Source organism: Sphaerisporangium sp. NPDC005288 (assembly GCF_040607475.1).
Classification (GTDB): Bacteria; Actinomycetota; Actinomycetes; order Streptosporangiales; family Streptosporangiaceae; genus Sphaerisporangium; species Sphaerisporangium rhizosphaerae.
This window is the reverse complement of record NZ_JBEXGT010000091.1, coordinates 1-14,063: the sequence shown is the minus strand read 5'-3', so window position 1 is coordinate 14,063 and position 14,063 is coordinate 1. Positions and strand designations below refer to the sequence as shown.

Below are 14,063 nucleotides of genomic sequence, written 5' to 3'. Positions count from 1 at the left end.
CGTGACGAAGGTGTACCCCGGCGGTGTGCGGGCGCGGGGCGGCGGCCCCCACACCCACGGCGGCGGCCAGCTGGGCGCGGGGGGGGGGCCCGGCGGGGGGCCCCCCACCCCTGCCCCCCCCCACCGCCGGGCACGGGCGGCCGGCTTCAGGGCTTGGTCGCGACGCCGCCGTAGGCCCAGGCGTGGCCGCCGCCCGGGATGTGGTCGTGCCGCTCGCTCTGGTCCGGCCGCCACCGCACCACCTCCACCAGGCCGGGGTCGACCAGGTCCCAGCCCTGGAAGAACCGCAGCACATCGGCGTGGGTGCGCGGCACCATCGGCGCGGTGCTCTTGTCGTAGGGCTTGGTGAACTCCTCCTGCCGCACGTGGGGCGCGAAGTCGAGCGTGATGTGCGACAGCAGCAGGCGGCTCCCCGGGCACACGGCGGCCTTGTACCGTTCGACCGTTTCGTACGGGCTTTCCTCGTCGGTGACGAAGTGCAGGACGCCCGCCAGGATGACGGCCACCGGACGGTCGAAATCGATCACGCTCGTCACGTCGGGGTGGGAGAGGATCGCCTCGGGCTGCCGCAGGTCGGCCTCGATCACCTTGGTGACCCCGGTCGGGCTGCCGGTCATCAGGGCGCGGCCGTGGATCAGCACGATCGGGTCGTTGTCCACGTAGACCACGCGCGCGTCGGGATCGGACTCCTGCGCGATCTGATGAGTGTTGCCCTGGGTGGGAATGCCGGCCCCGATGTCGATGAACTGCGAGATGCCCGCCTCCGCGGCGAGGTGGCGCACCGTGCGGCGCAGGAAGGCGCGGTGGGCGCGCACGCCCTCGCGCGTGCCGGGCGAGACCTTGACGAGGTTCTCGGCCGCCTCGCGGTCGGCCGCGTAGTTGTCCTTGCCGCCGAGCAAGTAGTCGTAGATGCGGGCAGGGTGCGCGACCGCGGTGTTGATCCGCTTGAGGGCATGCTCGGCCGGCGTGGGGGCCGTCAGGTCCGGCATTCCTGCTCCTGTCGTCATGCGGCGCTGGGGGAAGTTGGGCTTGACATGGGGCGAATACCGCCTTAGACCGTCATGTTAGCGATCACACTCAGAGAACGCCACGAAAACCACGTGATGCGCCGGCCCCGGGCGGTCACCCGGCCTCGCCGTCCGGCGCCCGGCTTCCTGTGACGCGAGACCGGCGGCCGCCGACGCCGCACGACGTGCGTGACACGGCCCCCACCCCAGGAGGACAGCATGCACGGGCCACCCGCCTTCTCGGCCGGCGACGGACGGGCGAAGCGGAGATGAACGGCACGGCCGGAGAGGACGGCACTCTGGTCGTGGACGCGGGCACCGTCGTGCGTCCGGTCACCCGGGTAGGGTCGGGCACCCTGTACGGGCTCTCCGACGCGAGCACCCCGCCGGTGTCGATCATGAGGCCGCTGAGGCTCCACCGGCTCCGGCAGCCGCCGCCGCTGCACCAGCACCGGCCGAACGGCTCTCCGGTCCCGGTCGGCGACACGCTGGTCATCGCGGCCAGCGCCGAGGCCATCGGCGCCGCGATCACCGTCGACATGGCCGACAGCTTCGACGGCTTCCCGTACTGCTGGACGAGCTGGGACGACTGGTACGGCCGGATCGACGAGATGATCGCCGCGGCGACGTCCGCGGGAGTCGCCGGCATCGACGCCTGGGAGCCGTGGAACGAGCCGGACTGGACCTGGCCCTCGGAGGCGGGCGTCCCCTTCGAGGAGGGATGGGTCCGCACCTACCGGCGGATCCGGCGCAGCGCGCCGAACCAGGCGATCATGGGCCCGAGCTTCTCGCGGTGGGACCTCGACTGGATGCGGTCCTTCCTGACCGCCGCCAAGGCGGCCGGCGCCCTGCCTCAGGTGGTGTCCTGGCACGAACTGAACGGGTGGGAGCGGGTCACCGGCGACGTCCGGGCCTACCGGGCGCTGGAGCGCGAGCTCGGCATCGCGCCGCGGCCCATCTCGATCAACGAGTACGCCGCGACCGGTGAGATCGACGTGCCCGCCAGCGTGAACCACTACGTGGCGCAGTTCGAGCGGGAGGGCGTGCGCGACGCACAGCGGGCGTTCTGGTACGAGCCGGGCACGCTCAACGGGCTGCTGCACGACGGCCGGCCGACGGCGTCGTACTGGATGTACAAGTGGTACGCCGACCAGACCGGGAACATCGTGAAGGTCACCCCGGCCGCCTCCAACGACGGCGTGGCCGCCTACGACGCGGCCGGGCGCACCTTCAGCCTGGTCTTCGCGGGCCGGTCGGGCGACTCCTCGATCCGGGTGGACGGCATCGGCGGCCTGGGCCGCTCGGTCACCGCCACGCTCGAGTCCGTCCCGGGCTCGGGGCGCACGGCGAACGTGGCCGGGGCGACCCGGCTGTGGTCCGGCGCCCGCACCCTCGCCCACGGCGGCGTCACCATCACGATCGCCGGCCAGGACGCCACCGGCGCCTACCGGCTGGTCCTCACCCCGGCGTGAGCCGCCCCCCCGAGACCGGGTCCGCGCCGAGCGGTACGCGCGAGGCCGAGGAGCACCCTCACGGGCGCCGGCGGCCCGCCCGCGTGTGGGTGTTATTCGCGGATCAGGTGGACCATGGCGCTGGCGTAGTCCCCGGGAGCCAGGTCCGGGAACAGGCCGTGGCTCAGCAGCACGGCGCCGTGGTGGATCCGGCCGGTGGCCGCGTCCCGGTAGCGGGCCCCCGGGTCCAGGTCGCGCAGCGGGATGCCCGGCTCCGCGTGGCCGAAGCGACGGGCCCGCCGGAAGGCGAGGAAGGCGACCTGCGCGCCGTCGCGGGCGAGGTACTGCACGGCCGACAGCTCGCCGTCCGGCGGCAGCAGGCGGTACTGGCGGCCGTGCTGCACGATCGGGCGGATCCGCTTGTAGGCCGCGACGAGCTCGGCGGCCCGTGCCAGCTCCGCTTCGCTCCAGTCGGTCAGGGTGCCGCCGACGCCGAGCACGCCGGCCATCGCGACATGGAAGCGGAAGTCGAGCGGGACCTCCCGTCCCGTGTAGGGATTGGGGCTGTCGGTGACCCACGCGCCCATGACGCGCGCCGGGTAGAGCTGGGAGAAGCCGTGCTGGATCTCCAGCCGGTCCAGGGCGTCGGTGTTGTCGGAGGTCCACACCTGGTCCGTACGCCGCAGGATGCCGAGGTCCACCCGGCCGCCGCCGCTGCTGCACGACTCGACCCGAACATGGGGATGCCCGGCCCGGAGCCGGTCGAGGACGTCGTACAGGGCGTGGACGTGGCCGGTCCACAGCCGCTCGTCCGGACCGGCCTCGGTGAAGGGGCGGTTCATGTCCCACTTCAGGAAGTCGATGTCGTTCTTGGCGAGCAGCTCGTCCAGGGTCCGGTACAGCCAGTCGGCGACCTGCGGCCTGCTGAGGTCGAGCACGAGCTGGTTGCGGTGCTCGGTCCGGGTGCGGTGCGGCCGGTGGACGACCCAGTCGGGGTGGGCGCGGTACAGGTCGCTGTCGGGGTTGACCATCTCCGGCTCCACCCACAGGCCGAACCGCATGCCGAGCTCGTGCACCCGGTCGATCAGCGGAGCGAGCCCGTCGGGGAAGCGGCGCGGGTTGGGACGCCAGTCGCCGAGCCCGGCGGCGTCGTGGGTGCGGGCGCCGAACCAGCCGTCGTCCATCACGAACAGCTCCACGCCCATGCGGGCGGCCAGTTCGGCGAGCCGGGTCTGGCCTTCCAGCGAGACCTCGAAGCCCGTGGCCTCCCAGGAGTTGTAGAGCACGGGCCGGGTCTCGCCCGGATGCGGCAGGACGTGCCGGAGCTGGTGGTCGTGCCACGCGCGGCCGGCGGCGCCGAAGCCTCCCTCGGCGTACAGGCCTGCGCACACCGGCGTGACCAGCTCCTCACCGGTCCCGAGCTCGAAGGTCACCGGGTCGTGGCCCGCGCCGGCCGACAACGTCACCCGCTCGGCCGGCAGCCGCTGGGCGGTCAGCCGCCAGCTCCCGCTCCAGGCCAGCGCGCAGGAGTAGACGGCGCCGTGCTCCTCGCCCGCCGTGCCGTCGTCGACCATCGCCCAGGGATTGGCCTGGTGGCTGGTCACCCCTCGTCGGCTGGTCAGCACGGTCTCGCCGTACGGCAGGGCGGCCCGGTGCAGGCGGGTCTCCGCGCCCCACTGGCCGCGCACGGAGCTGAGCCGGTAGTCGTTGAGGCGGGGGAGCACCCAGGTGGCCGAGTCGGCCCGCACGACGGTGACCGGCTCGCCCGCGTTGCGCACGACCAGGTGGCGTTCGATGACGTCGCTGTCGTCGTACAGGCGGTAGTGGCACTCGACGGCGAGCGGGTAGTGACGGTCGGCGTACGCCAGCACCAGCTCACGATCGGTTCGGTGGTGTCCGGTGTGGACGAGCTCCAGGTCGCGCGTGCCGTCGGCGAATCGCACCCGCAGGCCCGCGTCCCCGTAGCTCAGGCCGCCGGCCGCGGCCAGGTCGCAGGTGCCCTCGGCGGAGTCCTCCACGGGTCGGAACGGCGGCTCGGGCGGCAGCAGCGAGGCCGCCTGCTCGGCGGTGAGCCGGCGTCCCCAGTGCAGCACCCGCGGTCTGTCGGCGTCGTCGAGACGCACGACATAGGAGCAGGACGGTCCCGACAGCACCCACAGGCGTCGTTCGGCATCGTGGTGGATCATCTCGGCCTTTCGATGACGTTCCTCGCGCGTTCCGCGGATCAGGCGGGCGCGGGGCCGCTGCTTTCGCGGACGATGAGCTCGGGCTCGCTCCACGGGGGGACGGCGAGGGCGGTCCGCGGCGCCAGCCTGTGGTGCAGCAGGGCGAAGCAGGCGCGGCCGAGTGCCTCGAAGTCGAGCCGGACGGTGGTGAGCGAAGGGTTGAGGTAGGCCGAGGGCGGAGAGTCGTCGAAGCCGACGACGCTGAGGTCGCCGGGGATGTCGCGGCCGGCCTCGCGCGCGGCGCGCATGACGCCGAGGGCGAGGTCGTCGTTGCCGCACAGGATCGCGGTCACCGAACGGTCGGTCAGCAGCGAGCGCACCGCGAGGAAGCCCGAGCGCGGGGTCCAGCCGCCCTGCAGCGGCTCGGGAAGGGGACGCCCCGCGCCACGCAGGGCGTCCTGCCAGCCGCGGGTGCGCTGGGGGAGCGGGCTGGTGGAGGAGGGGATGGCCACGTAGTGGACGCATCGGTGCCCGAGGCCGAGCAGGTAGCGGGTGGCGTGCGCGGCCGCCGCCCGGTCGTCCAGCCAGACCTGCCAGGGGCCGCCGCCGGAGTCGTCGATGTCATCGATGTCGTCGTCGGCGCGGCGTTCGACGGCGGCGGTCACCGGGACGTCCGGCGGCAGCGCGTGGAGCGCGCGCCGGCCGGCGTCGTCGAAGGCGATGACCATGACCGGCTCGCCGGGCCGGCTCAGCCGCAGGGCGATGTCGCTCTGGGGGGAGTCGCGGTCGAGCACGCTGATGCCCACCGAGAAGCCGGCCGTCCTGGCCGCCTCCTCCATGCCGCGCAGCGTGGCGGCGGCGCCGTAAAGGGCGGTGTCGGAGGTCAGCACGGTGACCGAGCGGACCGGCCCGCCGGCCAGCGCCTGGGCCAGCCGGTTGGGCCGGTAGCCGAGTTCTGCGATGACCTGCTGGACCCTGGCGCGGGTCTCCTCACTGACCCGGGTCTTGCCGTTGATGACCCGGGAGACGGTCTGCTGGGAGACACCGGCCGCCCTGGCGACGTCCCAGATGCTCGCGGACCGGCCGCGAGGAGCGTCCCGCGCTGGCATGTGACCGGTAACCCCCATGGGCCAAAGCCTACTTGATGGCCGTGTCGGCCCCGGTGGCGATTCGCTGCGCCACGGCCCGGCGACGTCATCCGGCCGAGTCTGGAAATAGCGCGTGAGTGAGTGAACACCCCGCTTTCATAATTAATCACTTACAGCCCTGTTGGTCGGTGATTCGGAGGCATTCGAGGGCTGGGCGGAGAGGTGAGGAAAGGAAGTGATGGTGAGAGGTGTCCGGGAGTGGAGTGGGGGAGAAAACAGTTTCAGGCGAGCGCGGCGGGCGGGTGTGCTCAGTGGGCTCGCTCGCCTGGCTCGGTGAGTGGGGAATCACGGGGCAGGGGCGTTCATTTAAAGGGGGAAATATGGTCAAGTGGTCAAATGTGGTCCGCTTTGTTGTGATGAGTGGGGCGATCACCGGTGCGGTCATGGGTGTGGCCCCGCCGGTCGGCGCCGCGTCTTCGCAGAGCTCCGTCGCGGGGCGCCTCGGGAGCGATCGCGAGGCCGGCCGGAGATCGGGGCCGCTGGTCACCCCGGCGATGGCGCGCGATGACCAAGTCGTCGGGGAGATGCAGGCGTACCTGGAGGGCCTGGCCGCGAAGCAGCAGTTCACCGGCTCGGCGCTGGTCGTGCGAGATGGCGAGGTGATGGTGCGTTTCGCCGCCGGCGAGGCCGACGAGGAACAGCACATCCCGAACGTGCCGGGTACGGTCTTCCGCATCGCCTCGGTAACCAAGCAGTTCACCTCGATGATCGTGCTGAAGCTGCGCAACCAGGGGCTGCTCGGTCTCGACGACCATGTCTGCCCCTACCTCATCCCGGATTACATCAATGCCTGCCCGAAGGCGTGGCGGCGCATCACGATCCGCGAGATCCTCACCCACACCTCCGGCATCCCCGACATCCAGCTGCTGCCGGACTTCTATGCCAAGCTCTCGGAACCGACCACGACCAGAAGACTCATCAAGCGGTTCCTGCACGAGCCTTTGGACTTCAAGCCCGGCACGAGCTGGGAGTACAGCAATTCCGGCTACATCCTGGCCGGGGCGATCATCCAGAACGTGACCGGCGAGCCGTACGGCACCGTCCTGCGCGACCAGGTCACCGCCCCGCTGAAACTCCGCGACACCGGATACAGCAGGGGAAATCCACCCGACGGATACGCCAAGGGCTACTTCACGCTCGGCTCGCCGGCCCCGCCGATCAGCGGCTCTGAGGCGTTCTCCGCGACGGGCATCTACTCCACCGTCGACGACCTGGTCCGCTGGGACAGGGCGTTCGGCGCGTACAAGATCGCGCCGCCCGCTACCGTCAGGCAGGCTTTCACGCCCCAGGCGCGGTGCCCCGCCGACGGCTGCCTCAACCTGCCGTCGAGCGCGTACGCCTTCGGCTGGCTCGTCGACCGGCTGGAGGGCCACCGGCTCCGGTACCACCCGGGTCTGCTCCAGGGCTACGCGGCGAGCAACATGTACCTGCCCGATGACGACATCGCGGTGGTCGTGCTCAGCAACGTGCAGGACACCGACACCAACGGCATCGCCCGCCATCTCGCCACGATGGCCCTCACGCCCACGGAGTGCGACTGAGCGCGGCCACGCCTTCGGAGCGCGCCCGCCGGATCCCGACGCGGCGGGCGCGCTCCGGCCTTTCCGCTCAGCGGCGGGTGCGGCGGGCGGTGCCGAAGATGGATCTGGTGATCTCGCGGCCGAGAGCGGAGGCGGCCGAGCGGGCCATTGAGCGGAACTCCTTGGACTCCAGCACGTTCTCGAAGACCGACCGCCGCTCCCGCTCCTTGTCCGGCTCACGCGGGGCCTCGGGACCGGACGGCGCCGCGGTCCCGGCGTCCAGCTTCGCCGACAGGATCTCGTAGGCCGACCGGCGGTCGAGCGCCGTGCCGTACTTCTCCCGGAGCGGCGAGGCGGCGATGACCTGCTGGACCACCTCAGGGCTCGACGGCGCCATGAGGGTCTCGGGAGCGCGCAGGCGCGTCCAGGCCACGGGGGTCGGCGCGCCGGTCTCCGACAGGACCGTGACGACGGCCTCCCCGATGCCGAGCCCGGTGAGCAGCCGTTCCAGGTCGTAGGAGGAGGCGGGGAAGGTCGACACGGTGGCCTTGAGCGCCTTGGCGTCCTGCGGGGTGAAGGCGCGCAGGGCGTGCTGCACCCGCGCGCCGAGCTGGCCCAGCACGTCGCCCGGGACGTCCTGCGGCGACTGGGTCACGAAGAACACTCCCACGCCCTTGGACCGGATCAGCCGCACCGTCTGGGTGATCGACCGCAGGAACGCCTTGGACGCGCCGTCGAACAGCAGGTGCGCCTCGTCGAAGAAGAACACCAGCTTCGGCCGGTCGACGTCGCCCACCTCGGGGAGCACGTGGAACAGGTCGGCGAGCAACCACATCAGGAAGGTGGAGAACAGCTGTGGCCGATCTTGCACGGCGGGCAGTTCGAGCACCGAGACCACCCCGTGGCCGTCCCCCTTCACCCGGAGCAGGTCGCGCACGTCGAACTCCGGCTCGCCGAAGAACGCCTCGGCCCCCTGCGCCTCGAAGTTGGTCAGCGCGCGCAGGATGACGCCCGCCGTCGTCGCCGACAGCCCGCCGATCCCGCTCAACGCCTCCGGAGTGGCGGTCAGGTACCGGATGACCGCGATCAGGTCCTTGAGGTCCAGCAGGGGCATGCCGTTCTTGTCGGCGAAGTAGAAGATCAGCCCGAGGGACGACTCCTGCGTCTCGTTGAGGCCGAGGACCTTGGCGAGCAGGGTCGGCCCGAAGGCCGTCATGGTGCCGCGGATCGGCACACCGGAGCCCAGGCCGCCCAGCGAGAGGAACTCCACCGGACACGCCGCCGGCCGCCAGCTCTGCCCCACCTCGGCGGCACGCGCGGTGAGGCGCCCGGAGGCCGTGCCCGGCGATGCCAGCCCCGACAGGTCGCCCTTGACGTCGGCGAGGAAGACCGGAACCCCCTGGGCCGAAAGCTGCTCCGCCATGAGCTGGAGCGTCTTGGTCTTCCCCGTTCCCGTGGCCCCGGCCACCAGTCCGTGCCGGTTCAGCATGCTCAGGGAGATCCGGATGCGCTCGGCGGCGTCGGCGGCGCCGTCCTCGCGCACCAGGGCCCCGAGTTCCAGTGCCGGTCCCTGAAGGTCGTACCCCTTCATCAGACCCCCCGATCGCTTTCCGCCGCCCGGGCGACGCGCCGGGCAGCTCCCCACCATGGTGGTACCCATCCCTGGGGCCCGCGTTCGCCTGAGCACGGCATGGCCGCACTCGGCCGGTGATCGGGCCGAGGCCACCGCGGGCGTGGGCGTCCGGCCCGCGTCGGTGTCCTCGCCTCCCGCAGGGGCGGACGCAGGCCGCGCGGTGATCGTCCGGCGGGTGACAAACGCATGACGGCGCCGGTTCCGGCGGTGTTACGCGCCGATCTGTAGAACCGGCGCATGCCGACCACCGAACTTCTCCGGCGGGAGTGGGCCGCGTTCCGCCGCCCCGGACGCCTGATCGCCTTGGCCGCCGCGACGCTCGCCGTCATCGCGCTGGCCCTGCTGTCCGCCTCCGGCGTCCAGGTCTCCTGCGCGGGCCCCTGCCCGGCCGTTCCCATCGCCCGCGACGGTTCCCTCGTCGCCGACCGGTTGTGGTTCCTGCACCGCGACCTCGGCCGCGAGGGCGCCATCACGGTGCGGATGACGTCGATGACCGGGACGATCACCTATCCGCCGCCGGACCACGACCAGATCGTGCCCGGTCTGGTGCCGTGGGCCAAGGCCGGGATCATCGTCAAGGACGGCCTGCGGCAGGGCTCGCCGTACGCGGCGCTGCTGATGACAGGGAGCCACGGCGTGCGCTTCCAGTACGACTACGAGCACGACGTCGCCGGCGGCGCCGGCGGCGTGTCGGAGCGGTCGCCGCGCTGGTTGCGCCTGACCCGCTCGGGCGACACCATAAGCGGCGCCGAGTCCGCGGACGGCGCGAAGTGGCGCACCGTCGCGACGGCGAGGCTCGACGGGCTGCCGGACACCGTGCAGGTCGGGCTGTTCGCCACCTCGCCGGGCGACCTCACGCTGCGCCCGGTGGGCCTCGGCGGCGCGGTCGAGGAGGTCCGCTTCACCCAGGCCGTCGGCGTCTTCGACCACGTCGCCGTCCAGGGCGGCGCCCCCGGCGCCTGGCACAGCGACGCCGTCGGCGGGATGAACCACACCGACTGGGAGAAGTACCACAACGCATCCGGAGCGGTGGAGAAGGACGGCGTCATCACGGTCTCCGGCACCGGCGACATAGGGCCGGCGCGCGAGGAGGGGGCGCCTATGTCCGTCCTGTCCGGCCTGGTCGTCGCACTGATCATCGTGCTGGTGGTCGCGGCGCGCTTCGGCGCCCGCACGGGCCGCGAGGGGGTGTCCCGGCGGGTGCGCGCCGCCCGGGCGGCCCTCGCGGCGGCGGCCGCCTTCCTCACCGGCCTGGTCGGCGTCGGCGTCGCCTTCCCGGCGGGCACGGCGATCCTGCGGGGCAAAGGCGTCCCGGTGCCGGTGCCGACGGACACCGGCATCCAGGTGGTCGCCGGCCTCGCCGCGGTGCTCGCGCTGTGCGCCGTGCTCGCGTACGGGCTCGGGGTGTGGCTGCGCCGCGGTTGGGCGGCGATCGTGATCGGGCTGTCGCTGGTCGCGCTGCCCTACGCCGTCACGGCGGTCCCGCTGCTGCCCGACGCGGTCGCGGAGTGGCTGCTGCGGCTCACCCCGGCCGCGGCGTTCGCCGTGCAGCAGACGGTGGCGGAGCATCCGCAGGTGACCGCGCACTACGCGCCGTCGGCCGGGTACTACCCGCTCCCGTGGTGGGCCGGGCTCGCCGTGCTGGTGGCCTACACGGTGATCGCAATGCGGGCGGCCCTAGGCCGGAGACCGGCAGGGGACACCGGCCCGCGATAGCGGACGGCGCCGAGCGGCCGCCCCGCGCACTACTCCGCACCCGGGGACGGCGCTGAGCGGTCGCCCCGGCGCGCCACTCCGCACCTGGGGACGGTGCGGAGTGGCCGCCCCCCGCTCCTGCGCCGGCGGTGTGGAGGTACGGCCCCCGCGCGCCACGCCTCGCGTCAGCGGGGGACGGCGTCCGAGGGCTCCTCCTCGGCCAGGAAGCCGCCGGACTGGTGGTGCCACAGGCTGGCGTACGGCCCCTGGGCCTGGAGGAGCTCGCGGTGGTCGCCCTGTTCCACCACGCGGCCCTGGTCCAGGACGATGAGCCGGTCCATGCGGACCACGGTGCTCAGCCGGTGGGCGACCACCAGGGCGGTGCGGTCGCGCATGAGGTCCCACAGGGCCTCCTGGACGAGGATCTCGCTCTCGGAGTCCAGCGCGCTGGTGGCCTCGTCGAGCAGCAGGATCGGCGCGTCGCGCAGGATCGCGCGGGCGAGCGCGACGCGCTGCCGCTGGCCGCCGGAGAGCTTGACGCCCCGCTCGCCGACCAGGGTGTCGAAGCCGTCCGGCAGGGCCTCGGCGAACTCCGTGACGTGCGCCGCCCGCGCGGCCCGCTGGATCTCGGCCTCGGTCGCGTCCGGCCGGGCGAAGGCGATGTTGTCGCGCAGCGACCGGTGGAACATCGCGGGCTCCTGCGGGACATAGGCGATCAGGCCGCGCAGGTCGGCCTGGCGGAGCCGGCTGATGTCCTGGCCGCCGATCAGGATGCGGCCGCCCTCGATGTCCACCAGGCGGAGCAGCAGCCGGGTGAGCGTGGTCTTGCCGCCGCCCGAGCGGCCGACCAGGCCGATCTTGGTGCCGCTGGGGATGTGCAGGTCGAGGCCGTCGAACAGCAGGGGATTGCCGGCGTGGGCGAACACCACCCGCTCGAACCGGACACTGGCGTCGGCCGGGCGCAGAGGCTGCGGGTCGTCGGGATCGACCACGCCCGGCGGCGTGAGCAGGAGCTCGGTGAACTGGGCGGACTCGGTGAGCACGCTCTCCATGCGCCGGTAGATCTGGTTGAACTCGAACATGAGGCTGATGGAGTTGGAGTAGTAGCTGAAGGTCACCACGACCGCCTCCACGCCCAGGCCGCCGCGCAGGGCGACGGCGAGGAGCAGGCCGACGGTGCTGGTGAGCACCGACAGCGGCGCCACGACGGTGTCCACCCGCAGGTTGCCGTAGTCCCAGGAACGGAGCGACAGCCTGCGCTGCTCGGCGACCCGGGCCCGGTGCTCCGCGGCCTCGCGGCGCTCGGCGGCGAACGCGCGGACGGTCTCCATGTTGGCCAGCACGTCGGCGACGTGCCCGGACACCCGCACCTTGGCGGCCTCGCGCTGGTCCACCAGTCTCTGGCGACGGCCGATGAGCGGGGCGACGACGAAGCCGGTGAAGAGGATGAGGCCGAGCAGCACGAAGACCAGCAGCGGGTGGTACCGCCACAGCACCACCGAGGCGAACGCCAGCGGCACCACCTTGGCGACGATCGAGAAGGCCAGAGTGTCGGCGAAGCCCTCGAACCCGCCGGAGAAGCTCAGCACCCGTTTGGTGAGCGAGCCGGCGAAGTTGTCGTGGAAGAACGTGGAGTCCTTGGCCAGCAGCTCGTCCATGCCGATCACGCCGAGCCGCTCGATGCCCCGGGCGTCGGTGCGGTTCAGGAAGTGCAGGCCCACCCGCCACAGCACCTCGCCCAGCAGGAGCAGCGCGCCGAAGCCGAGCACGTACGGCACGAGCACGCCGATGGTGCCGTCCCCGCCGCCCTCGGCCAGGCGTCCCACGATGCCGGCCACCGCGAGCGGTGCCAGGTAGAACAGGCTCACGTTGCCCAGTGCCGGCAGGACCAACGCGGGGACCGCGATCTTCCACTGAGTCATCAACTGCCCGCTGTAGTACCGAAGCACCAGCAGAACGGCCGACCTTCGGGTGGACGGTTCTTCTCCGGGGGATTTGAACGCTCCGAGCACAGCCGCCAGCCCTTCTGAATACGCACCGCCTGAGGCCATGCTGACGCAGGATGGGCGGCCGGGGCGAACGAATTTTCCCGGATCGGCGGCCGGGAAGAAGGAAGATGCCCAGTTCATGGCGGTGCGTCAGCGAGTGGCCGTCTCGCCGGATCGGGGGTGGATTATTGGCCTATATGGATTTATGTGGGCGCCTCTGTGGCCGGCCCGGCTTGACAGGCCAGGCTTGACAGGCCCGGCGAAGGGTTCGCGCGGCGCGCGGCGACGCAGGAGGGGGTTGAGGCCCCAGCCCGGACCGCCCGGCGCCTTCCGGTGATCATCCGTCGGTGGTCGATGCGGCCGGTCGGTCAGAGCCGGTCACGTGACCGCCGCGACCCCATCGCCTTCCACGCGGTCCGCACGCAGGCCGCCCGAGAGCCGGCCCGGCCGTCCGGGCCCTGCCTCGCGGAACGAGGCCCGAAGATCGACCTACGGGTCCCTTGGGGCGTGAAACTCATTTCATAACTCCGGTGAAACCTTGACGTAACTGACGGCGCCGGTTCATAGTGAGCCGGTCACCCCCATATGCACCACATCTCCGGAGGCCGTATAACCCGCAGGGATGTTAGCGCTAACAACACACCCCCCATTCTATCCCTGTCGCGATGCCGCAGGTCAACGGGCATATCGTCCCGCGTATGGTCCCGCGGTGACCGCTCACGCCTTTCGGCCGGCGTCCCTTGCCCGAAATCTCCGGCATTCGCGGCCCAAGGAAACGCAGAGGTACGAACATGGTCGTCCGGTCCGGATTCCGGCATCTCAAAAAGGCACTGCTGTCCGCGGGCGCGGTGATCGCGCTCGCCGCCGGCCTGCTGTCCGGCGTCTCCGCGCCGTCGCAGGCCGCCACCTCGCAGGCGTGTGATATCTACGCCGCGGGCGGCACGCCGTGCGTCGCCGCGCACAGCACCACCCGAGCCCTGTACGGGGCCTACAACGGCCCGCTGTACCAGGTGCGCCGCACGTCCGACAACGCCACCCGGGACATCGGCGTGCTCAGCGCGGGCGGGGTCGCCGACGCCGCCGCGCAGGATTCGTTCTGCGCCAATGCGACGTGCCTCATCAGCATCATCTACGACCAGTCGGGTCGTAACAACCGGCTGACCCAGGCGCCTCCCGGCGGGTTCTCCGGCCCGGCCGCCGGCGGGTACGACAACCTGGCCAACGCGACGGCGGCGCCGGTCATGGTGGGCGGGCACAAGGCCTACGGCGTGTACGTGGCCCCGGGCACCGGCTACCGCAACAACAACACCAACGGTGTGGCCAAGGGGGACCAGCCGGAGGGCATGTACGCGATCTTCGATGGGACGCACTACAACGGTGGTTGCTGTTTCGACTACGGCAACGCCGAGACCAACAGCCGCGACAACGGCAACGGCACGATGGAGGCCATCTACTT

General features: G+C 71.9%; 9 protein-coding genes. 4 read left to right on the top strand and 5 right to left on the bottom strand.

The annotated features are described in order from the left end of the window. Positions 1-146: 146 nt before the first annotated feature. Complete coding sequence (locus ABZU32_RS40400) at positions 147-989, bottom strand: SAM-dependent methyltransferase (protein WP_354931953.1); 843 nt, start codon at positions 987-989, stop codon at positions 147-149. Between the two features lie 287 nt (positions 990-1,276). On the opposite strand from ABZU32_RS40400, the gene ABZU32_RS40395 reads away from it, so the two are divergent. Next, on the top strand, positions 1,277-2,479 hold the full coding sequence (locus ABZU32_RS40395) for a hypothetical protein (RefSeq protein ID WP_354931950.1): 1,203 nt from the start codon (positions 1,277-1,279) through the stop codon (positions 2,477-2,479). Between the two features lie 92 nt (positions 2,480-2,571). Here ABZU32_RS40395 and ABZU32_RS40390 read toward each other — a convergent pair whose 3' ends face one another. Further along, the gene (locus ABZU32_RS40390) at positions 2,572-4,644 is read right to left on the bottom strand and encodes an alpha-galactosidase (RefSeq protein WP_354931947.1); all 2,073 of its coding nucleotides are present in this window, start codon (positions 4,642-4,644) and stop codon (positions 2,572-2,574) included. 38 nt (positions 4,645-4,682) lie between these two features. After that, a complete protein-coding gene (locus ABZU32_RS40385) occupies positions 4,683-5,750 on the bottom strand; it encodes a LacI family DNA-binding transcriptional regulator (protein WP_354931944.1) in 1,068 nt (355 codons plus the stop codon). 377 nt (positions 5,751-6,127) lie between these two features. Here ABZU32_RS40385 and ABZU32_RS40380 point away from each other — a divergent pair, with 377 nt between their 5' ends. Next, on the top strand, positions 6,128-7,312 hold the full coding sequence (locus ABZU32_RS40380; protein ID WP_354931941.1) for a serine hydrolase domain-containing protein: 1,185 nt from the start codon (positions 6,128-6,130) through the stop codon (positions 7,310-7,312). Between the two features lie 67 nt (positions 7,313-7,379). Here the strand turns inward: ABZU32_RS40380 and ABZU32_RS40375 are convergent, their stop codons facing one another. Then, the gene (locus tag ABZU32_RS40375) at positions 7,380-8,882 is read right to left on the bottom strand and encodes a helicase HerA-like domain-containing protein (RefSeq protein WP_354931938.1); all 1,503 of its coding nucleotides are present in this window, start codon (positions 8,880-8,882) and stop codon (positions 7,380-7,382) included. 279 nt (positions 8,883-9,161) lie between these two features. Between ABZU32_RS40375 and ABZU32_RS40370 the strand changes: the two genes are divergently transcribed. Further along, positions 9,162-10,640: a hypothetical protein gene (locus tag ABZU32_RS40370; protein ID WP_354931935.1), complete on the top strand. Its 1,479-nt coding sequence runs from the start codon at positions 9,162-9,164 to the stop codon at positions 10,638-10,640. 164 nt (positions 10,641-10,804) lie between these two features. Here ABZU32_RS40370 and ABZU32_RS40365 read toward each other — a convergent pair whose 3' ends face one another. Continuing rightward, on the bottom strand, positions 10,805-12,541 hold the full coding sequence (locus tag ABZU32_RS40365) for an ABC transporter ATP-binding protein (RefSeq protein WP_354931933.1): 1,737 nt from the start codon (positions 12,539-12,541) through the stop codon (positions 10,805-10,807). 857 nt (positions 12,542-13,398) lie between these two features. On the opposite strand from ABZU32_RS40365, the gene ABZU32_RS40360 reads away from it, so the two are divergent. After that, positions 13,399-14,063 (top strand): arabinofuranosidase catalytic domain-containing protein (locus ABZU32_RS40360; RefSeq protein ID WP_354931930.1); only part of this gene is annotated, 665 nt, incomplete at its 3' end.